We start from the raw sequence: 20686 nt of genomic DNA on the forward strand, positions 1-20686 counted from the left end.
GTCGTGTGAGGATTTCCGGAAAAGCGCAGCTATTGGAGCAGTCTTCAGAACTGCTGGAAAAGTGACGAGAATAAAGAGCAAAGAGAACAAAGCGGCCGGATCGAGTTGTCCTATCACTCGAGGTGCAGGGAGATCATCATGAACAAGCAAGTGTTCGCGCTGGCTGTCTCCATTGCTGCGTCTGTCGTTCTTGCCGCACCTGCCGCCGCGCAGACTAGCGTCACACTGTACGGCGTGATCGACGAAGGCATCAACTACACGAACAATGTCGGCCACGGCCATGTTTATGAACTCGCCAGCGGTCTTGCGCAGGGAAGCCGCTGGGGCCTGAAGGGTTCCGAAGATCTCGGCGGCGGCCTGAAGGCGATCTTCCAGCTCGAGAATGGTTTCGATCTGAATTCCGGGCGGCTCGGGCAGGGCGGCCGCCTGTTCGGCCGGCAGGCTTTCGTCGGACTCAGTTCACAGGCGTACGGCACGCTGACGTTCGGCCGGCAATACGACTCGGTCGTCGATTATCTCGCGCAGACCACGGCCAATGGCAATTGGGGCGGCGAGCTGTTCTCGCATCCGTACGACAACGACAACACCGACAACACGTTCCGCCTCGACAACACCGTCAAGTACACGAGCCCGTCGATCTCGGGCTTCCAGTTCGGCGGCACCTACAGCTTCAGCAACGACACGAACTTCGCCAACAATCGCGCCTACAGCTTCGGCGGCCAGTACACGTACGGCGGGCTGCTGGTCGCGGCCGCCTATCTGCAGGCCGACAATCCGGGCAACGGCTCGAACGGGGCGATCACCGCGAACGACGCCGGCTTCGTCGCGACGCGCCTGCGCGTGTTCGGCGGCGGCATCACCTATACGTTCGGACCGGCGACGGCGGGCTTCGTCTATAGCAACTCGAACTACCTGGAGCCGACCGCAAACGGCTATCTCGGCATCGAGCCGCCGGTGCCGCTCGTGCCCGTCACACCGCCGGGCGTGCTGCTGAATTCGCTCAAGTATCAGAACTTCGAGATCAACGGCAAATATCAGATTTCGCCGGTGCTGTTCGTCGGCGCGCAGTACGTGTACACGATGGAAACCTACGACGCATCGAATGGCGGCGTGAAGCCGCGCATCCATACGTTCGGCCTGATGGCCGACTACAACCTGTCCAAGCGCACCGACCTCTATCTGCAGGGCGCCTATCAGCAGGTCACCGGCGATTCCACGCTGTCGATCCTCGATTACGCATTCATCCCCGGCACGCAGTCGCCGTCGTCGACGTCGAAGCAGGTCGTCGTACGCGCGGCGATCCGGCATAAGTTCTAGTTCGCTGCCCTTCAAACGCAGATCGGCCAGCCTTCGGATTTCGAAGGCTGGCCTTTTTTTCGCCCTCCGACGCGACGCATGTCTATTCAAGTTCCCCTCGCGCCTGCCGATAAGTCGAATGTCAACAAGTCTGAACGCGCCGCGGCGAAGCGGTGATGTGTGCGTCGTTGGCGTCCCACTACACGTGCGGTCGTAACGCGGAAATACGGCTCGTAACGTCTGTATCAGAGTGTGTGGGGCAGGGCGTTTCTATTAAACGACACTTTAGAATTCCGCGAGAAATTTGATCGGCAAGCAGGCAGGAAATGAGCGCCATACGAGGCGGCTTCGCCGTGCCGTCGGGAAGGCCGCGCGGCCGAAGATCGCGCACCTCGTCCGCGGCATCGGGCTATCCGGCTTGCGCATTCATACAGCAGGAGTCGAACAGGATGAGCAAGCGTTTCGACAGAACGTTATTGGCCAGTCTCGCCGGCGCGTGGGTCGCGCTGGCCATCAGCGGTTGTGCGAACGTCGGGCAGCCCAATGCGCAGAACGGTGCGGCAACCAGCGCCAACGCGGCGTCCGGCGTGCCGGCGGCGAATGCGACGGGAGCGGCGTCTGGCGACCCGGCGGCAGCCGCGCCGCTGTCGATCGACGCCAGCGATAACGCGCCGCTGAAAAAGGCGCCGCCGCTCGTGTATCGGGTCAGGCGCGGCGACACGCTCGCGCGGGTTGCGCAGCATCATCACATCAGCGTCAAGCAGTTGCAGGCATGGAACGGGTTGAAGGCATCGGCGCGGCTGAAGCCGGGGCAGGTACTGCACGTTGCGTCGCCGGAAACGGTGCGCGGGGCGAAGGCGGCCAATGCGGCGGCCGCCGCGAAGGCGTCGGCGCAATCCGCGGCGCAGCGTGCGTCACAAGCGACAGCCCAAACGTCGGCGCAAGCTTCGACACAGTCCGCCGCGCCGGCGCCGGATGCCACCGCAGTCCGCGAAGTCACGCAGGAAACCCGCCGGCACGCGAGCAGCGTGACGCTCGCGTGGCCTGCCGCGGGCAGCGTCGTCGAAGCGTTCCAGCCCGGCGAAACACGCGGCATCGAAATTGGCGGCAACGCGGGCGATCCGGTGCGAGCCGCCGCCGACGGCAAGGTGATGTACGCGGGCACCGGACTGAACAGCTACGGCAGTCTGATCATCGTTCAGCACAACAAGGATTTTTTGACCGCGTATTCGCACAACCGCAAGCTGATGGTCAAGATGGGCGACATCGTCCGCAAGGGACAGCAGATCGCGGAGATGGGCGACGAGAACAACTCGCGTGTGTCGGTGGGGTTCGAAGTGCGGCGCGACGGCAAGCCGGTCGATCCGCTGCCTTATCTGCCGCAGGGGCGCGGCTGAGCTTCCACGTTCCCGGAAAAGCTCACCTTGAATTTATTCAGCTAAACCAGGTAATTTGATCGACCGCGCATTCCGGCGGTCGACGAATCGTTGCAAAAGTACCTTCACGTAAGAGCATTCCGCTCGATCTGCGCAAGAATACCGACGATCAACCATGCGGCCTCGACCCGCAGCCGTTTTTGAACGGTGAGGCAATGCAGGAGTCGGCAGGCAGCGCACGCACCGCCGCCGTGCCTGGTGCAAATCGCCGTTACGTCGTTTGCACTCCGCGCAGCAGCCGCGATACCTCGCCGTGGTAATGCAGGATCGCGGGATCGGCCTGCAAGAGCGGCAGATAACGCGGCAGGAAGTGATTGTGCGGTTGATCGGGCGAGAACAGGCCGACCACGGCCTCGGCGGTCGCGAGACGGTCGCCGGCCTCGGCTTCCGCGTCGTCGAGAACTTCGTCGACGCTCGCGATCACCGTCGACAGCGGCGTCAGCCAACGAAACCCCGAGCCGTTGATCAGCACCTGCAGGAATGCCGCCGGCGTTACCGGGCCGAATTCCTTTTCGTACGCGGCGCGTTCGTGATCGAGAATCGCCTTGTGCAGCGCAAGCAATGGTCGGCGAATGTCCGTGAGGAATTGAGTGCATTGCGGGTCGTTCATCGGCGGCTCCAGCGGCTGAGGTGATTCGACGGAATCGTGCGTCGCAACACCACTCAGTGCGATGCAGCGGGTCGCGCGATCACGCTAACGGATCGATTCGTCGATGGTAACGCATCGCTCCAGCCGACACATGCGATCCACCGCGCACAGCATGCGACGTGCCGCCTGACACCGCCAAAGCGAACTTCTTTCGGCACGGCTACAATCGGCCGGTTTTCTTGCGACACCCGCTCGCTCACAGGCCGCATTTCATGGTTTATTAGCGCGACACGCCGAACAAAACCGGTGCATGTCCGCGCTCTGGTGCGGTGTCGCGATCTAAACCGCGTGACCACAACAACATCCCCATCCGGAGCCGCTCATGACAACGCTCAATATCAACGGCGAAACCCATACCGTCGATGCCCCGCCAGACATGCCCCTGCTGTGGGTGCTGCGTGATCTCGTCGGGCTGACCGGCACCAAGTTCGGCTGCGGCATCGCGCAATGCGGCGCATGCACCGTGCATCTCGATGGCGTCGCGGTGCGTTCGTGCGTGTTCCCGGCGGCGGCGGTCGGCGACCGCAAGATCGTCACGATCGAAGCGCTCGGCGCCACGCCCACGGGCCAGAAAGTGCAGCAGGCCTGGCGTGAGCTCGACGTCGTGCAATGCGGCTACTGTCAGTCGGGGCAGGTGATGTCGGCGGCGTCGCTGCTCGCGCGCAATCCCAATCCGAGCGACGCCGACATCGACGCCGCGATGGCGGGCAACATCTGCCGCTGCGGAACCTATCACCGCGTGCGCGCGGCGATCAAGCACGCCGCGAAGGGGGCCTGACATGTCCCAGGGGTTGCTCGATGCACAGAACGGCGCGCAGCCGGCTGACACCGACACGCGGCATGCACGCGGCATCTCGCGGCGCGGCTTCCTCAAATTCGGCGTGACGGTCGGCGCCGCGGCCGGCGGCGGTCTGCTGCTCGGCTTCAGCATGCCGGCCGCGAGCCAGGATCAGAAGGCGGGCAAGAGCGTGATCGGCGGCGATGCGAACGAGGCGCCGCAAAGCGGCGTGTTCGCGCCGAACGCGTTCATCCAGATCGACAACGCCGGCAAGGTAACGCTCGTGATACCGAAGGTCGAGATGGGCCAAGGCGTCTATACGTCGATTCCGATGCTGATCGCCGAGGAACTCGAAGTGCCGCTCGGCACGGTCACGCTCGATCACGCGCCGCCCAACGAAAAGCTCTTCATGGACCCGCTGCTCGGCGGCCAGTTGACCGGCGGATCGACGTCGATCCGCTTCGCGTGGGAGCCGATGCGCCGCGCGGGCGCGACTGCACGCGTGATGCTGATCAACGCGGCCGCGCAGCAGTGGCAGGTCGATCCGGCGAGTTGTCATGCGCAGGCCGGTCAGGTGATCCACCCGGCCAGTAATCGCAGCGCGAGCTTTGGTCAGCTCGCGCAGGCCGCCTCCGCGCTGCCCGCGCCGCAGAACGTGCCGTTGAAAGACCCGAAGGACTTCAAGCTGATCGGCACGCCGGCGAAGCGTCTCGATTCGCCGGAGAAAGTCGACGGTACCGCGCAGTTCGGCCTCGACGTGCGCTTGCCCGACATGGTTTACGCGGCGATCGCGAACTGTCCGGTGTTCGGCGGCACGCTGGCGAGCGTCGACGATACGCATGCGAAGACGATCCCCGGCGTGCGCGAGGTCATCAAGCTCGACAACGCGGTCGCGGTGATCGGCGCTCACACGTGGGCCGCGAAGCGCGGCCTGCAGGCGCTCGACATCAAGTGGAACGAGGGCGCGGGCGCGCAGTTATCGATGAAGCGCATCGTCGACGATCTCGCGGCGGCCTCGCAACATGGCGGCGCGGTGGCGCGCAAGGACGGCGACGTCGGCCGCGCGTTCGGCGATGCGAAGTCGCGCGTCGACGCGGTCTACCAGCAGCCGTTCCTCGCGCACGCGACGATGGAGCCGGTCAACGCCACGGTCCACGTGCGCGGCGACGCCTGCGAAATCTGGCTCGGCTCGCAGGTGCCGACGCGTGTCGTCGATGCGGCGGTCGCGGTCACGGGCTTGCCCGCCGACAAGATCATCGTGCACAACCATCTGATCGGCGGCGGCTTCGGACGGCGGCTCGAAACCGACATGGTCACGCAGGCCGTGAAGGTCGGCAAACAGGTGTCGACGCCGGTCAAGGTGCTGTGGACGCGCGAGGAGGACATCCAGCACGACATGTACCGACCGTACTACTACGACACGATCTCGGCCGGGCTCGACGCGAACGGCAAGCCGATCGCGTGGCAGCATCGCATCGCCGGGTCGTCGATCATGGCGCGCTTCGCGCCGCCCGCGTTCAAGAACGGGCTCGACCCCGACGCGGTGGAGGTCGCCGCCGATCTGCCGTACGACCTGCCGAACCAGCTGGTCGACTACGTGCGCGTGGAGCCGCACGCGGTGCCCACCGCGTTCTGGCGCGGCGTCGGGCCGACGCGCGGCACGTTCGTCGTCGAGAGTTTCATCGACGAACTCGCCGCGCACGCGAAGAGCGATCCGGTGCAGTACCGGCGCGATCTGCTCGGCAAATCGCCGCGCGCGTTGAACGTACTCAACCTGGCCGCGCAAGCGGGCAACTGGGGCAGCGCGCTGCCCAAGGGGCAAGGGCGCGGCATCTCAGTGATGCACGCGTTCGGCAGCTTCTTCGCGATCGTCGTCGAGGTCGCGGTCGAGCAGGGCGAAGTGACGGTCAAGCGCGTCAACTGCGCGGTCGATTGCGGGATGTTCGTCAACCCGAACACGATCGAAGCGCAGGTGCAGGGCGGCATCATCTTCGGCATCACGGCGGCGCTTTATAGCGAGATCACGATCAAGGACGGTCGCGTCGAGCAGAACAACTTCACCGACTACCGGATGCTGCGCATCAACCAGACGCCGCCGATCGACGTGCATATCGTGAAGAGCGGCGAGGCGCCCGGCGGCATCGGCGAACCCGGCACCGCGGCGCTCGCGCCCGCGCTGACCAACGCGATCTATGCGGCCACCGGCACGCGGCTGCGGCAATTGCCGGTTGGCCGCCAACTGCACAGCGCCTGACGCGAAAGGAGCCCGACATGAAAAAAATGCTGAAGGGTCTTGGCGCGGCGCTATGCGTCGCATTGCCGTTTATCGCCCAGGCACCTGCTGATGCCGCAACTCCGGCAGCCACCGGCGCAGCCGATCAAACGCTCGTGCAACGCGGCGCTTACCTCGCTCAACTCGGCGATTGCGCCGCCTGCCACACCGCGCCGAAAGGCAAGCCGTTCGCCGGCGGCCTGCCGATGAACACGCCGATGGGCCGCATCTATGTGACCAACATCACGCCCGACGCGCAGACCGGCATCGGCGGCTACACTGAAGCCGCCTTCGCGCGGGCGCTGCGTGAGGGCGTCGCGAAAGACGGCCACAACCTGTATCCGGCGATGCCGTATCCGTCCTACGCGAAGGTCGACGACGACGACGTGAAGGCACTGTACGCGTTCTTCATGCACGGCGTCGCGCCGGTGCAGCAGGCGAATCGCGAGTCCGACATCAAGTGGCCGTTGAACATGCGCTGGCCGCTGATGTTCTGGAACATGGCGTTTCTCGAGAAGGGTGGGTATCGCGACAAGCCAGGCAAGGACGTCGCGTGGAATCGCGGCGCGTATCTGGTGCAAGGGCTCGGACATTGCGGGTCGTGTCACACGCCGCGCGGTGTTGCGTTCCAGGAAAGTGCGCTCGACGAAAGCGGCAGCGCATTCCTGAGCGGCGCGCTGCTCGACGGCTGGTTCGCGTCGAACCTCACGGGCGAGCACAACACCGGGCTCGGCCGCTGGAGCGACGAGGATCTGCGCACGTTCCTGAAGACCGGCGCGAATCGCCATGCATCGGCGTTCGGCGCGATGACGAGCGTGATCAACAACAGCACGCAAGCAATGAGCGATCAGGACGTCGCGGCAGTCTCGACGTATCTGAAGTCGCTGCCGCCGGCCGGCGGCACCGGCGCGGCGGCCTATACGTACGATCCGCAGGCGACGAAGGTGTCGCTCGATCGCCCCGCGAACGATGCCGGCGCACGCGTCTATACGGCGTATTGCATGCATTGCCATGGCGTCGACGGGCACGGTTTCGCGCCGATGCTCGCGCCACTCGCCGGCAATCCGAACGTGCTCGCGAAGGACGCGTCGTCGCTGATCAACGTCACGTTGAACGGCACCGGCGATCTCGTGATCGACGGCGTGCCGTCGCCGTTTCCGATGCCCGGCTTCGCCGCGGTGCTCGACGATCAGCAGATCGCCGACGTGCTGAGCTTCGTGCGGGCTGGCTGGAACAACGGCGCGCCGGCGGTCGGTGCGGCGGAGGTGGCGAAGTTGCGGCAGTCGACGCAGGCGGGGCGTTGATCGGTCGCTAAGTGCGGCGCAGAAGCGCGCTTGGCGACCTCGCGCCGTTTCAGGTTGTGGGCCAACCGACGGCAGCTATCATAGTGGGGCGGCCACACCGCGTCTTCGTCGATGGACTCGCCGTCGGCCAATGCCGACATTTGCATCACGACCGATACAGGCGCATTGGTCCTATGGGAGTCCCCGTTGTGTTCGAACGGCTCTCAGAATTGGCCACGACCTTCGTTCGCCGTGCGGCGTCGAAGTCTCTGCGCGAAGCTCATGGACTTCCGACATGACCCTACCCAGTCAAGCCCGGAACGTGTCGGTCACACCGTCGGCTTCTCGCCTGTCGACGCTCAGTCACATACAGATCGCGTCGCTGTGGTTTGCGCTCTTTACCCAATGGATGACGGTGGTTCCGGTGCTCGTGCCGGCACAGGTCGCCGATATGCTCGGACGCGATGCCGCGTTGAAGGAAGGCGTGGCCGGCTCCGTCATTGCGTCCGGCGCATTCATTGCGATGATCGTGGCGCCACTGGCCGGCGCGCTTTCAGATCGCTGCTCTGCAAAACATGGACGTCGGCGACCGTTTCTCGTCACCGGCGTGTTCGGCATTGCGGTTGCACTGGTATGGCTTGGCTCATTCAACGGCGGGGGGAGCGTAGGGATGTATACACTCGCGTTCCTGCATCTCCAGTTCTGGTGGAACTGGGCGGCGGGGCCGTACGCCGGGCTGGTGCCCGATGTCGTGCCAAAACAGGAAACCAACCGCGCGAGCGCGTGGCTCAACGTGATGACCGTGCTCGGCACGATCACTGGCAACATGGTGCTCGTTGTCCTCTATTCGCCGGGCCACCTGTTTCCTACGGTTGCCGCGTTCATTGCGATCATGTTGCTCTGCCTTTGGCTGACGATTCGCGGCTCGCGCGAGCCGACACCTGTCAGATCCCGACAACGGTTCGAGCTCGTCACGTTCATGCGCTCGTTCTATCTCGATCCACGCCTGCACCGAAACTTTTACTGGGTGCTGGTAACCCGTCTGTTCGGCAACATGGGAATCTGGTCGATCTTCACCTTCATGTTGTACTACCTGCAGGACGTGATCGGCATTCGTCATCCGACCAGTCTCCTGAATGGGCTGCTTGGCGTCGGCGTGGTGCTTGCGATCCCGGCCAGCCTGCTGGGCGCACGGCTCGCCGACCGGCACGGCGTCGTTCCCGTCGTCCGCCTGACCAGCTGGATCATGGCCGGGGCTGCGATCGGCTTTGTCCTGCTGGCGTTGCATCCAAACCTGTTGCTGGTGATCACAGTCGGGCTGGTTTTCTGCGCCGCTTACGGAACCTATCAAGCCGTCGACTGGGCACTCGCGCTGCAAGTATTGCCAGACGATGCGTCCAGCGGCAAGGACATGGGCATCTGGCAAGTGTCGATGGTGCTACCGCAGATCCTCGGCCCTGCCGTCACCGGGTGGATGCTGTCATGGGTCAAGGCGTTTGCCGGTGCCGGACCCGCCTATGTCGTCGCGTTCGTCGTCGCAGCGGGGTGGTTCGTGCTCGCGGCGTGGTTCGTCTCGCGCATCAAGATTGCTTCCCGGCAGCACGTATCCATGACTTGAACTACAGACCGCGAATCACCTCACCTCACCGATGCTGTCCCACCTTCTGCCGCTTTTCGAGCACGCGAGCATACCAGGTCAGCGGAAAACACATCGCGAAGTAGATCATCGCGACCATGCCGTAGATCGGAAACGGCCGGAACGCGGCATTCGTGATCATCGTGCCGGTCTTCGTCAGTTCGGCGAAGCCGATGATCGACGCGAGCGCGGTGCTCTTGACCACCTGCACGAGAAAACCGACGCTCGGCGCGACCGCGATCTTCAGCGCCTGCGGCCACACGATATAGCGCAACTGCTGGCCGAACGTCATACCGAGGCTCGCACCCGCGGCCCACTGACCGCGCGGCACCGCTTCGACGCAGCCGCGCCAGATGTCGACCAGATACGCGCTCGTATAGAGCGTCAGCGTGACGGTCGCGGCGGCCCACGGCGACACGTCGATGCCGATGAGCGGCAAGCCGAAGAACGCGAGAAAAAGCTGCATCAGGAGCGGCGTGCCCTGAAACACCTCGACGTACAGCACGACGATGCGGCGCAGCCACGCGATCGGCGACACGCGCATCGCGAGCAGCACGAGCCCGACGATCCCGCCGCCGACGAACGCGATCAGCGACAGCAGCACGGTCCAGCGCGCGGCGAGCAGCAGGTTGCGGGCGATGTCCCACAGCGTGAATTCGACCATGATCAGCGCTCCGTCGGCAGGGTGCGCGCGCCGCGCCACATCAGGCGGCTGCGCCAGTTGCGCGGCAAGCCGTCGTTGCCGCTACTGCTGTTGTGACCACGTGTCGCGCGGCCCGCGAACAGCCCGCGGCCGAAGCGGTTCAACAGCTGCCGCAACGCGATCGACATCAGCAGATAGGTCGCCGTGATGATCAGGTAGCTCTCGAACGAGCGGAAGTTGCGCGACTGGATGAAGTTCGCCGCATAGGTCAGGTCGGGCACCGATATCTGCGACACGACGGCCGAGCCGAGCATCACGATCAGCACCTGGCCGAGCAGCGCGGGAAACACGTTGGCGAGCGCCTGCGGCAGCACGACGTAGCGGAACACCTGGCGTCCATGCAGGCCGAGCGCCTGGGCGGCCTGCACCTGGCCGCGCGAAATCGAATCGATGCCGGCGCGCACGATCTCGATCGCGTACGCGCCGAGATTGACGGTCATCGCAAGAATCGCGGCCTGGATCTCGTCGATATGAATGCCGAGGCTCGGCAGGCCGAAAAACACGAAGAACAACTGCACCAGAAAAGGCGTGTTGCGGATCAGCTCGACGTAGCTCGCGACCAGCCAGCGCGCCCACTTCGGCCCGGCCGCCGCGATGCTCGCGCCGGCGATCCCCACCAGCCCACCCGCCAGGGTCGACACGGCCGTGAGGCCGAGCGTCACGGCGGCGCCGCGCGCGAGCATCCCCGCATACAGGCCGAAGCCGCTGAAATCGAACGCGTAAGTCATGGCCTCTTGCCCATCGTAGGATCAGATCGCGGCGCGGCCTTCACGGCGCCACGCCACAGGGTTCAAAGATCGGCCGGCAGCGGCGCGCGCAGCCACTTCTGCGAAATCGCGTTCATCGTGCCGTCCTTGCGGGCCTTGGCAATCGTTTCGTCGACCTTCGCCTTCAGGCGCGGCTCGTTCTTGTTCAGACCGACGTGATCGGGCGAGCTGAACAGCGCGAACTTCTGCTCCGGATCGTTCGCCGGATGCCGCGCGAGAATCGTCGCGCCGACGTCGTTGCCGACCACCATCAACTGTACCTGACCAGAAAGAAACGCCGAAATAGCGCCGTTCGGATCGTCGAAACGTTTGATGTTCGCCGACGGCGGCGCGATCTTCGTCACGCTCAGGTCTTCGAGCGTGCCGCGCGCGACCGAGATCGACTTGCCGCCGAGGTCGGCGGCGTTTTTCACCGGCAGCGACTTCGGGCCGAACACCGCGAGGTAGTACGGCGCGTAGGGTTGCGAGAAGTCGATCACTTTTTCGCGCTCGGGCGTCTGGCCGACCGACAGCAACATGTCGGCCTTGTGGTCGGCAAGGAAGGCCATGCGGTTGTCGCCGGTGACCGGCACCAGTTCGACCTTCGCGTTGAGCGCCTTGCCGATCAGATTGGCGACGTCGATGTCGTAGCCGACCGGCTTCATGTCCGGACCGATCGAGCCGAACGGCGGATAGTCCTCGAATACGCCGATGCGCACGGTGCCGGACTTCGCGATGTCGTCGAGCGCGTCGGCATGCGCGGCCGATGGCAGCGCGCACAGCGCGCCGAGCGCGGTCATCGCGAGCGTCGCGGCGAGCGTCGCGAACACGCGGCGGGTCGATTGGAGAGCGGGGCGCTGGTTCATCATCTGTTCCTCTGTCGTCATGCGGTTTTATCGAAGCGAAGCGTGTGTGATGGGTTCGGGTATCAGGCGGCGCGCGCGGCGATCAGCTTGCACGCGTGCGGTGGCAGCTCGGCGAGCACCGGCATGCCGAGCGCGAGCCCGGGCGTTTCGCGCGGCGTGGTCGCGGCGGTCAGCGTGAAGCCGACGCAATCGATCGTCGCTTCGAGCGAGGCGCCGACGTCGCGAATGAACGTGACGGTACCGGGCAGCCGGTTCGCGTTCGGTGCTTCCGTGGCCGCCTTCACGCAGATGTCCTCGGGGCGAATCAGCAGGCGGATCGCGTCGCCGGCCGCACCCGGCTGCCGCGCATCGGCGAGCGGCGCGCTCGGGTTCGGCGTCACCGCGATGCGCCGTCCGCCCGGCAGGCTCACGATGCCCGCGCCGTCGTACCGCACCGGCAGGATGTTGCCGAGGCCGATGAAGTCGGCGACGAACTCGCTGACCGGATCGCGGTAGATGTCGAGCGGCTTGCCGACCTGCGCGATGCGGCCTTTCTCCATCACGACGATCTCGTCGGCCATCGTCATCGCTTCGCGCTGGTCGTGCGTGACCATGATCGTCGTGATGCCGAGGCGTTGCTGCAGCAGGCGGATTTCGACCTGCATCGCTTCGCGCAGCTTCGCGTCGAGCGCGGACAGCGGTTCGTCGAGCAGCAGCAGTTGGGGCTCCGAAGCAATCGCGCGAGCGATCGCGACGCGCTGACGCTGGCCGCCCGACAGTTGCGTGACCGGCCGGTTCGCCATGTGCGGCAGCTGGATCAGTTCGAGCAGCTCGGCGACGCGGCGCGTTTGCTTCTCTTTCGCGACCTTGCGCAGCTTCAGCGGATACACGACGTTCTGCGCGACCGTCATATGCGGAAACAGCGCGAGCGACTGGAACACCATCCCAAAGTCGCGCCGATTGGCCGGCAGTCGCGTGATGTCGCGGCCGGCGAAATGGATGCTGCCCTCGGTCGGCGTTTCGAGGCCTGCGATCATCCGCAGCAGCGTGGTCTTGCCGCAGCCGGACGGGCCGAGAAAGCACACGAGCTTGCCGTCGGGCACGCTCAGGTCGACGTCGTCGACGGCATGCACGGCCCCGAAGCGCCGCGTGACGGCCTGCAAGGTCAGATGAGTCATCGGAAGCTCCAGCAAGGTGACGGGTTCACAGCGCGACGCCTTCGTCGCCGATCAGCTTTTCGAGCAGCCAGATCAGCGCGAAGTCGATCGCGACGATGACCACCGCGAAACAGAACACGGTCGGATCGAGCGACGACACCGTGCGGCTATAAAGCCACACCGGCAGCGTCATCGTATCGATGCTGTACAGGAAGAACGTCACCGTGAACTCGTTGAACGACACGATGAAGGCGAACAGCATGCCGGCGAGAATGCCGGGGCGCATCAGCGGCAGCACCACGTCGATGAGCGCGCGGCCGGGGCTCGCGCCCATCACGAGCGCGGCTTCCTCGAACTCGGGGCCGATCGACGCGACCGACGCCGCGCAGTTCTTCACCGTGAACGGCAGCGCCAGGATCACATGCGCGATGATCAGACGGCCGACGCCAAGCTCGACCGGCAGCACGTTGAACACCAGCAGCAGCGACAGGCCGAGCATCACGAGCGGATAGACGAGCGGCAGCGCGACCAGTTGCTCGACCACCGGCTTGCCGTGAAAACGGTAGCGCGACAGCGCGTACGCGGCGGGCACGGAGACCAGCGTCGCGATCAGCATCGTCGCTAGCGCGACGACGAGGCTCGTGGTCAGCGCGGCGCCCATCGACAGCGTATCGGTCGCGTCCGGTGACACGAAGCTGTGCCACGCCGCGCGGTACCAGTGCAGGCTGTACGCGTGCGGCGGGAATTCGAGCGTGTCGGCCGCGCTGAACGACATCGCGATCATCGTCAGGATCGGCAGCGCGGCGAGAAACAGCACCACGCCCGCGACGAGCGCGGTCGCGCGGCCGAGCTGGCCGGGCATCGTCTGCGGCAGGCGTGGAAAGCGGGGCGTCTGAGGTTCGGTGCGCGGCAGGCGCGAACTCGGCAGCGGCGTGCTCATGCGTGAGGCTCCCCGGTCAGACGTTGGGTGCGGCGCACGAGTCGTTGCGACAGCGCCATCACGGCGAGCGTCGCGATCATCAGCACCAGGCCGGAAGCGGAGGCGGCCGGCCAGTTCAAGAGCGGCGCGACCTGATCGTGCACCAGCACCGCGAGCATCGGCACACGCCGGCCGCCGAGCAGCAGCGGCACCGCGAACGCGCTCGCGTTGTACGCGAACACCAGCAGCGCGCCCGACACGAGGCCCGGCATCGCGAGCGGCAGCAGCACGTGACGCAGCGTTTGCCAGCGCGTCGCGCCGAGCGTCGCGGCGGCTTCCTCGTACGAGATCGACACCGCGCGCATCGCGCTGGACAGCGGCAGCACGGCGAGCGGAAACGCGGTCTGGATCAGCCCCAGCAGCACGCCATGCTCGCGATACAGCCACATCACCGGACGCTCGACGAGTCCGCTCGCGAGCAGCGCGTGATTGAGCAGACCCGCCGGGCCGAGGATCACGAGCCAGCCATAGCCTTGCAGCAGCAGATTGACGAGCAGCGGCAGCAGCACACCCGCGAGCAGCAGCCGGCGCGCGAGCCGCGATGTCGTGCGCGCCATCGCGAGCGCGACCGGAATTGCGAGCACGACCGCGCACAGCATGCTCTGGAACGCGAGCCGCAGCGTCAGCCACAACGATTTCAGGAAGTAGCCGTCGAGCAGGTCCGCGTAGTTCTGCAGCGTGAAGCTGCGCCATTCGTTGCCGGACGTGCCGAAGCTCATGCGCAGCACGACCAGCGCGGCCGCGCCGAGTATCGCCAGAAACAGCAGGATCGGCGCGAGCAGCAGCCACGGCCGGGCTTTCGCGAGCGTCGTTGCGCCGGCAGCGGGGTCGGACGCGGCCGTCGCAACAACTGCGGAAGCGGAGGCGCCGCCGCCGGGCGCTGGGCCCGGCGTGGCTTCGTCCGGCATCATCGCGGCACGCCGCGGGAAGCGCGCGAGCATCGTGGTTACGCCGAGAAGATTTCGGTGTAGCGCTTGATCCATGCCGGCTGCACGGCGGCGAGCGCCTTGTCGTCATGCAGCACGGCTTTCTCGGCGATCTGCTGCGGGCTCGGCACGAACGCGCGGCTCTCGGCCGGAATCATCGCTTTCGAATTGACTGGGCCGTTCAGCACATCGGCGGCCATGCGGCCTTGCACACCGGCGTCGAGTGAGTGATTGATGAACGCGTGGATCAGGTCGGTGTCGCCCGGATGCGCTTTCGGAATCACCGTGAACATCAGCTGCGTCGCGAAGCCTTCCTTCATGCCGTAGGTCACGCCCATCTTGTATTCGGGCTTGCGGATCTGATCCGGGAAAAATGCGGGCGAGTAGATGCCGCCGATGTCGAGCGAGCCCGTGCGGAACAGGTCGGCCACCTGGTTCGGGTTCTCGCCGAGCGTCAGCACGTGGTCTTTGAGTTGCGCGAGCTTCTTGAAGCCGGGCTCGATGTTCTGCTGCGAGCCGCCGTTCATCTTCGCGGCGATGATCGCGAGATCGACCGCTTCGGCCCACTCGGGCGGCGGCAGGAAAACGCGGCCGGCGTATTTCGGGTCCCACAGCGCCTCGTACGACGAAGGCGGCGTCTTGACCGTCGCGGTGTTGTAGATGAGGCCGTCGGACCACAGCAGATAGCCGACGCCGAAACCGTTCGCGCCGGTGCGGTATGGCGGCGCGACTTCTTTCAGGTTCGGCAGGCGGTCGAGGTCGGGCTTCATCAGCAGGCCCGCGTCGGCGAGGCCGGAGGCGCCGACGCCGGCGAGCGTGATCACGTCATAGGTGGGGCGCTCGCCCGCTGCCTTGACTTTGGCGACCATGCCGGAGGTGCCGTCGGCGCGATCGGCGATGACCTTCGCGCCGGTCTTCGCGGTGAAGGTCGCGGCGATGTTGCGCAGCGCGGCCGTGCCGGTATCGTCCGACCACGTGAGGATGCGCAGCGTCTTGCCGCTGAAGTTGTGCTCCTGCGCGCGCAGGTTGAGGAACGGCATCGGCAGCGCGGATGCCGCGAGCGCCGTACCGATCATCTTGATGGCCTGCCTTCTACCCCGTTTGATCTGCTGCATGGCGGTCTCCTGTGTTGAACGCCCGTTGCCCATGATTCGCCGTGACCGCTGCCGGATATACCGTGCGTGGATGCACTGTAGGTTTGCCAAAATCACGCAACAATCGAAATATGCGCATGGATGGCATGACGTACGCTCATGGCTCGCCGCCGGCGATCACGGGGGCGAGCGATTCGACGACGCGGCGGGAAGCTACGGGCGATGGCTTATGCGGGTTAACGTCCATATCTGGCTGAGGAATCCCAGCGTGCGTCGAGGTATGAGGAAAGCTCGGTTCTGGTGCGATTGCTGAAGGCTTTTTTGCACCACGCCGGTGCGACATTCTTCAGTACGGGCGTTTGCACGCATGCCATGAGTCGAACGCATGCGGGTTCGCCTGCGCGCCCACTCGTGCGCGCATAGCCGATCGCGTATGCTGTGGGCTTGACGGGCAGGGCGGCGAGGGGCGCTGCCGCAGCCACGCAATGATTTTTTCTGATCCTGGACATCCGATGCGACGCCTACCGCCGCTCAACGCGCTGCAGATTTTCGAAACCGTCGCGCGCCATCGCAGCTTCACGCGTGCCGCCGATCATCTGTGCCTGACGCAAGGCGCGGTCAGCCGGCAGATCATCGCGCTCGAGGAGTACTACAAGTTTCCGCTGTTCAGGCGTCACGCAAAGGGGCTGACGCTGACCGCCGAGGGCGAAATGCTGCTGCCGGCGGTCAAGGAGAGCTTCGCGCGGATCGAGGAAATGTCGCTGCGCTTGACGAGGCAGCGCACCGATCTCGCGCTCAAGGTGCCGACCTGCGTGATGCGCTGGATGCTGCCAAAGATCATGCGCTTCCAGTCCGACTATCCCGATCTGCACGTGCAGATCACGACCACCTGGCAGCACGACGTCGATTTCCAGAGCGAGCCGTTCGACGCGGCGATCATCTACGGTTCGTCGCCCGGTGCGGACGTGCAGGCGGTGTCGCTGTTCGAGGAGCGTCTGACGCCGGTCTGTACGCCCGAGCTGCTGAAGGACAAGCCGCTCGCGCAGGTGGCCGATCTCGGGCGCCACACGCTGCTGCATCCGACGCGCGATCACCGCGACTGGAAGATGTGGCTCGCGAAAGTCGCGGAAGCCGATTCGGCGGGCGCCGCGACGATCGACGCGGAGGTCGGTCCGAGCTTCGATACGCTCGACATGGCGACCAACGCCGCCGCGCAGGGCTTCGGTGTCGCGATCAGCGACCTCGCGCTAATCGACGAGGACGTCGCCGCCCGGCGCCTCGTGCGGCCGTTCGATACCGTGCTGAAGACCGGCTGGCGCTATTACTTCGTGTACCCGGACTCAGTCGCGCAACAGCAGAAGCTGAATCTGTTCCGCGACTGGATCGCCGAGCATTGGGAAGAGTGAGGTTGCCGTCCACCCGTGTCGGATAAGGCATCGCGTCACGGCGCGAACGACAGAAACAGATAAGCCGCGAACAGCGACAGACGCACGGCGCCTTGCAGAATTGTCGTGCGCCCGGTGCTGAGCGTCAGCGTGGCGACCACCAGCGTGAGCGCGAGCAGCACCATGTCCTTGCCATCGATGCCGAGCACGATAGGCCGACCGATGTACAGGAACACGCCCGCGACGGTGGGAATAGTCAGGCCGATACTCGCCAGTGACGAGCCGAGCGCGAGGTTCAGGCTGGTCTGCAGACGGTCGGCGCGCGCTGCGCGCAGCGCCGCGAGTCCTTCCGGCAACAGCACCAGCGACGCAATCACAATACCGACCACCGCCGGCGGCGCGCCCGCGCTCAGCACCGCGGACTCGACCACCGGCGACAGCACTTTCGCGAGCAGCACGACCGCGACGAGGCTCACAAGCAGCAGCACGCCGCTGATGGCGGCGAGGCGCGCGCCCGGCGGCTCGGCATGGACGTCTTCGTCGGGCACGCCGGCGAGGAAGTAGTCGCGATGGCGCACCGTCTGCACGAACACGAACACGCAGTACAGCACCAGCGACGACACGCCGGCAAACGCGAGCTGCGACGGCGAAAGGACAGGCCCAGGGCTGGTGGTCGTGAAATTCGGCATCACGAGCGTCAGTACCGACAGCGACGCGAGCACCGCCAGCGCGGCCGCCGCGCCGCGGCTCTGGAAGTCCTGTTCCAGATGGCGGATGCCGCCCACCAGCAGACACAGCCCGACCAGCCCGTTGCAGACGATCATCACGGCCGCGAATACCGTATCGCGCGCGAGGCCGGCTTTCTCGGGACCGGACGTCAGCATCACCGAGACGATCAGCGCCACCTCGATCACCGTGACGGCGACCGCGAGCACCAGCGTGCCAAACGGCTCGCCGACGCGATGCGCGACCACTTCGGCATGATGCACGGCGGCAAACACGGCCGCGCATAGCGACATGCCGGCCAGTGCGAGCAGCAGCGTGTTGCCCGGCATCGCGTAGGCGGCGCCGAGCACGATCCAGCTAACGATCGGCGCGACGAGGGTCCAACGAGGCAAGACGGTCGCGGACGAAGTCATGCGGCCTTCCTTTTCGGTGCGTGTGTGAACCTGAAGTAATATCTTAACAAGCGACGTTAAGCTATTAAATTATCGGGGATAACTCGTTCCGAGAAGCCGTCGCCACGCGGTCGGGTCGTCATCGCGACGCGCGTAGCGCATTAAAAATATCGCGGTTTCGGGGGCGCGGGGAATCGCCGCGTCGGATGGTGCGATGGCCGCACCGTGAGGCAATGGTGTCGAGCGCTGCATCGGAGGGGGAAATTGGCGTCGCGGCGGAGCTTTCCGCCGTCGACGCCAGCTTGCTGCTGTTACCGCAACTTCTTCGGCCGTTCGACCGGATTACTGGCCCATCGCGCGGATCGACAGTGCGCTCTTCACCGACGTCACGCCTGCCACGCCTTGAGCGGCGTTCGTCGCGAGTTCGATCTGAGCCTGTTCCGGCACCGAGCCTTCCAGCGTGACGGCGCCGTCGCGTGCGCGCACGGTGATATTGCCGACGGTCAGGCCCTTCGTACGCGCGAGCGCCGCGCGGACCTTCTTCTGCAGCGCGCGATTAGCCGCGCGAGTCTGCTTGGCGGTCGGTGCCGATGCCGCCGGCGCTGCGGTCGCGGCCGCATCGCTGCTTTGCGCGTACGCGTTGAGGGAAGCGAGAACGACCAGCGCGCCGCCGATCACCTTGATTGCCGAGAATGCTTTCATTCAACCATCTCCTGTTGTCGTAGAACGTCGATCCCCGGATGGGGTCGATTTTTATACACCAGCGGGTACAGCGGGATTCAATGCCAATGGAACAGGCACAGCAGTCTGCGAACGCTTTCAGCCGACACGCGGTTTCAGCGAGCCGCGAAGCGCGCGCCGAAACATGCAAACGGCCGTGTGACCGGCCGGATGCACACAATACAACAATTGGTGCCATGTTGACTTCCATGGCGCAGAAAATGAGGCTTCGGTACAACGAATTTGTCGAGCGTAACCGGTCGATGACGTGGGAGTGGGGCGACTGCGCGCTTGTCGCGAGGCCGTAGGTTTCAGCACCGATTTCAGCACCGACTCGAGGAAACCCAGCGCATGCGAAACGAAGCTCTTCCGATCCGGCCGTTGCGCCGCGAGGATCTGCCGACCGATACCGTGGAACTCGCGCGCTTCATGGTCGGCAAATATCTCGTGCACGATCTGCCCGAAGGACGCCTGAGCGGACGCATCGTCGAGACCGAGGCGTATCCGCTCGGCGACTCGACGAGCCATGCGTTCATCGGACGTCGTCCGTACAACGGGTCGATGTTCCTCGCGCGCGGTCATGCTTATGTGCGGCTGACCTACGGCGTGTCTTACATGCTCAACATGTCGTCCGAAGCGGAGGAGGTCGGCGCCGGCATCCTGCTGCGCGCGATCGAACCGCTCGAAGGACTCGCGCTGATGGAAGCGCACCGTCCCGGCGTGCCGCTGCGCGATCTCGCGCGCGGACCCGGCCGGCTGACGGTGGCGTTCGGCATCGGCCAGACGTTCGACGGCCGCGATTTGTGTACGGGGCGGGGGCTATGGATCGGCGTGATCGAGACTGGCGACGCGCCGATCGGCGTGACGACGCGCATCGGCCTGTCGCGCGAGATGCACCGTCCGTTGCGATTTTTCGAGCCGGGCAGCGCGTTCGTCAGCGGCCCGCGCAAGCTACTGACGATTCCGCATTCGGGCGCATGACGTCGCAGCTACGCGCGTACATCGATTCAGACGTTTCGGCGTGCGTGCGGGCGATTTTTTTCTTTGATCAGATGTATTTCGGAAACATCAGACGCAAAGGTGACGATGCGGGCAATTGTTACCCCGAAGATCATGCTAACGGAGGCGGTTCCACCGATATTTCCGAGATCGTTGCGAACTGAGCAATTTTCTATCTCGCAATTAAGGGTTTTCCCTTGGCAGTGCGGTGACTAGACTCAAGTCATTCGCTGGACACCGAGGTGTCGGCGATGCAGATAAAACCACATTGGAGGGAAGTCATCATGAAATCGCTGATCAAGGCAGTTGTCATTGCGGCCCTTGTCGCCGCGCCAGTCGTATCGTTCGCGCAGTCGAGCCAGCAGCCAGTCACCCGCGCGGAAGTCCGCAGCGAACTGATCCAGCTGGAGCACGCGGGATACAACCCGTCGACCTCGAGCGACCCGAATTATCCGGCCGACATCCAGGCCGCCGAGCAGCGCGTGCAAGCGCAAAATCCGGCCGTCGCGCAAACCCAGCCGAGCGCTGATACCAGCGGTTACGGCGCGCCGATGAGCGGATCGACCCAGGCGGGCGGCATGAAGCAGCCGATGAGCGGCCCGAAGAGCGTCTATTTCGGTAACTAAGCAGGCAGCAGAATCTGTGTGCGCGTCGTTTGACTGCG

The 20686-nt window shown here is 65.0% G+C and carries 19 protein-coding genes; 9 read left to right on the forward strand and 10 right to left on the reverse strand.

The window, feature by feature from the left end:
• Nucleotides 1-138 precede the first annotated feature (138 nt).
• Nucleotides 139-1317: a porin gene (locus tag OKW41_RS10620; protein ID WP_429446789.1), complete on the forward strand. Its 1179-nt coding sequence runs from the start codon at nt 139-141 to the stop codon at nt 1315-1317.
• Nucleotides 1318-1745: 428 nt separating this feature from the next.
• Nucleotides 1746-2693: a peptidoglycan DD-metalloendopeptidase family protein gene (locus OKW41_RS10625; protein ID WP_429572445.1), complete on the forward strand. Its 948-nt coding sequence runs from the start codon at nt 1746-1748 to the stop codon at nt 2691-2693.
• A 250-nt stretch (nt 2694-2943) separates the two neighbouring features.
• Here the strand turns inward: OKW41_RS10625 and OKW41_RS10630 are convergent, their stop codons facing one another.
• Nucleotides 2944-3342 (reverse strand): hypothetical protein, encoded by a 399-nt coding sequence (locus OKW41_RS10630; protein ID WP_429572446.1) that lies wholly within the window; start codon nt 3340-3342, stop codon nt 2944-2946.
• 361 nt (nt 3343-3703) lie between these two features.
• Here OKW41_RS10630 and OKW41_RS10635 point away from each other — a divergent pair, with 361 nt between their 5' ends.
• From OKW41_RS10635 to OKW41_RS10650, 4 genes are all read left to right on the forward strand, one after another.
• The gene (locus OKW41_RS10635; RefSeq protein ID WP_018420878.1) at nt 3704-4159 is read left to right on the forward strand and encodes a (2Fe-2S)-binding protein; all 456 of its coding nucleotides are present in this window, start codon (nt 3704-3706) and stop codon (nt 4157-4159) included.
• A 1-nt stretch (nt 4160) separates the two neighbouring features.
• On the forward strand, nt 4161-6413 hold the full coding sequence (locus OKW41_RS10640) for a molybdopterin cofactor-binding domain-containing protein (RefSeq protein WP_429572447.1): 2253 nt from the start codon (nt 4161-4163) through the stop codon (nt 6411-6413).
• A 17-nt stretch (nt 6414-6430) separates the two neighbouring features.
• Nucleotides 6431-7735 carry a c-type cytochrome gene (locus OKW41_RS10645; protein ID WP_429572448.1) on the forward strand — a complete coding sequence of 435 codons (1305 nt, stop codon included), beginning with the start codon at nt 6431-6433 and terminating at the stop codon, nt 7733-7735.
• Between the two features lie 274 nt (nt 7736-8009).
• The gene (locus OKW41_RS10650; RefSeq protein ID WP_429572449.1) at nt 8010-9332 is read left to right on the forward strand and encodes an MFS transporter; all 1323 of its coding nucleotides are present in this window, start codon (nt 8010-8012) and stop codon (nt 9330-9332) included.
• Nucleotides 9333-9357: 25 nt separating this feature from the next.
• Here the strand turns inward: OKW41_RS10650 and OKW41_RS10655 are convergent, their stop codons facing one another.
• The 7 genes from OKW41_RS10655 to OKW41_RS10685 form a co-directional block, all read right to left on the reverse strand.
• Nucleotides 9358-10014 (reverse strand): amino acid ABC transporter permease, encoded by a 657-nt coding sequence (locus OKW41_RS10655; protein WP_184034006.1) that lies wholly within the window; start codon nt 10012-10014, stop codon nt 9358-9360.
• Between the two features lie 2 nt (nt 10015-10016).
• Nucleotides 10017-10781, reverse strand: coding sequence for an amino acid ABC transporter permease (locus OKW41_RS10660; protein ID WP_429572450.1), 765 nt, complete (start codon nt 10779-10781; stop codon nt 10017-10019).
• A gap of 62 nt (nt 10782-10843) precedes the next feature.
• A complete protein-coding gene (locus OKW41_RS10665) occupies nt 10844-11665 on the reverse strand; it encodes a transporter substrate-binding domain-containing protein (RefSeq protein WP_018420884.1) in 822 nt (273 codons plus the stop codon).
• A gap of 62 nt (nt 11666-11727) precedes the next feature.
• Nucleotides 11728-12822 carry an ABC transporter ATP-binding protein gene (locus tag OKW41_RS10670; RefSeq protein ID WP_429572451.1) on the reverse strand — a complete coding sequence of 365 codons (1095 nt, stop codon included), beginning with the start codon at nt 12820-12822 and terminating at the stop codon, nt 11728-11730.
• 25 nt (nt 12823-12847) lie between these two features.
• Nucleotides 12848-13741 (reverse strand): ABC transporter permease, encoded by an 894-nt coding sequence (locus OKW41_RS10675; protein ID WP_429443287.1) that lies wholly within the window; start codon nt 13739-13741, stop codon nt 12848-12850.
• On the reverse strand, nt 13738-14721 hold the full coding sequence (locus OKW41_RS10680) for an ABC transporter permease (protein ID WP_429573381.1): 984 nt from the start codon (nt 14719-14721) through the stop codon (nt 13738-13740). The genes OKW41_RS10675 and OKW41_RS10680 overlap by 4 nt, the downstream gene beginning before the upstream one ends.
• A gap of 5 nt (nt 14722-14726) precedes the next feature.
• The gene (locus OKW41_RS10685; RefSeq protein WP_429572452.1) at nt 14727-15821 is read right to left on the reverse strand and encodes an ABC transporter substrate-binding protein; all 1095 of its coding nucleotides are present in this window, start codon (nt 15819-15821) and stop codon (nt 14727-14729) included.
• A gap of 491 nt (nt 15822-16312) precedes the next feature.
• On the opposite strand from OKW41_RS10685, the gene OKW41_RS10690 reads away from it, so the two are divergent.
• Entirely contained in the window at nt 16313-17206 is an 894-nt protein-coding gene (locus tag OKW41_RS10690) for a LysR substrate-binding domain-containing protein (protein WP_429572453.1), read from the forward strand.
• A 35-nt stretch (nt 17207-17241) separates the two neighbouring features.
• Here the strand turns inward: OKW41_RS10690 and OKW41_RS10695 are convergent, their stop codons facing one another.
• Nucleotides 17242-18324, reverse strand: a complete 1083-nt coding sequence (locus OKW41_RS10695; protein WP_429572454.1) for a calcium:proton antiporter — start codon at nt 18322-18324, stop codon at nt 17242-17244.
• Nucleotides 18325-18645: 321 nt separating this feature from the next.
• Entirely contained in the window at nt 18646-19005 is a 360-nt protein-coding gene (locus OKW41_RS10700; RefSeq protein ID WP_429443295.1) for a BON domain-containing protein, read from the reverse strand.
• A 369-nt stretch (nt 19006-19374) separates the two neighbouring features.
• Between OKW41_RS10700 and OKW41_RS10705 the strand changes: the two genes are divergently transcribed.
• Nucleotides 19375-20004, forward strand: a complete 630-nt coding sequence (locus OKW41_RS10705; protein WP_429572455.1) for a DNA-3-methyladenine glycosylase — start codon at nt 19375-19377, stop codon at nt 20002-20004.
• Nucleotides 20005-20306: 302 nt separating this feature from the next.
• A complete protein-coding gene (locus OKW41_RS10710; RefSeq protein WP_429572456.1) occupies nt 20307-20648 on the forward strand; it encodes a DUF4148 domain-containing protein in 342 nt (113 codons plus the stop codon).
• Nucleotides 20649-20686 lie beyond the last annotated feature (38 nt).

Origin of the sequence: Paraburkholderia sp. UCT70, from assembly GCF_050434085.1 — a bacterium.
Taxonomy (GTDB): domain Bacteria; phylum Pseudomonadota; class Gammaproteobacteria; order Burkholderiales; family Burkholderiaceae; genus Paraburkholderia; species Paraburkholderia tuberum.

What these genes read in the sequence shown, in the direction of transcription:
- OKW41_RS10620 (WP_429446789.1), top strand. Translation starts at nt 139, where the DNA reads ATGAACAAGCAAGTGTTCGCGCTGGCTGTCTCCATTGCTGCGTCTGTC.
- OKW41_RS10625 (WP_429572445.1), top strand. Translation starts at nt 1,746, where the DNA reads ATGAGCAAGCGTTTCGACAGAACGTTATTGGCCAGTCTCGCCGGCGCG.
- OKW41_RS10630 (WP_429572446.1), bottom strand. Translation starts at nt 3,342, where the DNA reads ATGAACGACCCGCAATGCACTCAATTCCTCACGGACATTCGCCGACCA.
- OKW41_RS10635 (WP_018420878.1), top strand. Translation starts at nt 3,704, where the DNA reads ATGACAACGCTCAATATCAACGGCGAAACCCATACCGTCGATGCCCCG.
- OKW41_RS10640 (WP_429572447.1), top strand. Translation starts at nt 4,161, where the DNA reads ATGTCCCAGGGGTTGCTCGATGCACAGAACGGCGCGCAGCCGGCTGAC.
- OKW41_RS10645 (WP_429572448.1), top strand. Translation starts at nt 6,431, where the DNA reads ATGAAAAAAATGCTGAAGGGTCTTGGCGCGGCGCTATGCGTCGCATTG.
- OKW41_RS10650 (WP_429572449.1), top strand. Translation starts at nt 8,010, where the DNA reads ATGACCCTACCCAGTCAAGCCCGGAACGTGTCGGTCACACCGTCGGCT.
- OKW41_RS10655 (WP_184034006.1), bottom strand. Translation starts at nt 10,014, where the DNA reads ATGGTCGAATTCACGCTGTGGGACATCGCCCGCAACCTGCTGCTCGCC.
- OKW41_RS10660 (WP_429572450.1), bottom strand. Translation starts at nt 10,781, where the DNA reads ATGACTTACGCGTTCGATTTCAGCGGCTTCGGCCTGTATGCGGGGATG.
- OKW41_RS10665 (WP_018420884.1), bottom strand. Translation starts at nt 11,665, where the DNA reads ATGAACCAGCGCCCCGCTCTCCAATCGACCCGCCGCGTGTTCGCGACG.
- OKW41_RS10670 (WP_429572451.1), bottom strand. Translation starts at nt 12,822, where the DNA reads ATGACTCATCTGACCTTGCAGGCCGTCACGCGGCGCTTCGGGGCCGTG.
- OKW41_RS10675 (WP_429443287.1), bottom strand. Translation starts at nt 13,741, where the DNA reads ATGAGCACGCCGCTGCCGAGTTCGCGCCTGCCGCGCACCGAACCTCAG.
- OKW41_RS10680 (WP_429573381.1), bottom strand. Translation starts at nt 14,721, where the DNA reads ATGCTCGCGCGCTTCCCGCGGCGTGCCGCGATGATGCCGGACGAAGCC.
- OKW41_RS10685 (WP_429572452.1), bottom strand. Translation starts at nt 15,821, where the DNA reads ATGCAGCAGATCAAACGGGGTAGAAGGCAGGCCATCAAGATGATCGGT.
- OKW41_RS10690 (WP_429572453.1), top strand. Translation starts at nt 16,313, where the DNA reads ATGCGACGCCTACCGCCGCTCAACGCGCTGCAGATTTTCGAAACCGTC.
- OKW41_RS10695 (WP_429572454.1), bottom strand. Translation starts at nt 18,324, where the DNA reads ATGACTTCGTCCGCGACCGTCTTGCCTCGTTGGACCCTCGTCGCGCCG.
- OKW41_RS10700 (WP_429443295.1), bottom strand. Translation starts at nt 19,005, where the DNA reads ATGAAAGCATTCTCGGCAATCAAGGTGATCGGCGGCGCGCTGGTCGTT.
- OKW41_RS10705 (WP_429572455.1), top strand. Translation starts at nt 19,375, where the DNA reads ATGCGAAACGAAGCTCTTCCGATCCGGCCGTTGCGCCGCGAGGATCTG.
- OKW41_RS10710 (WP_429572456.1), top strand. Translation starts at nt 20,307, where the DNA reads ATGAAATCGCTGATCAAGGCAGTTGTCATTGCGGCCCTTGTCGCCGCG.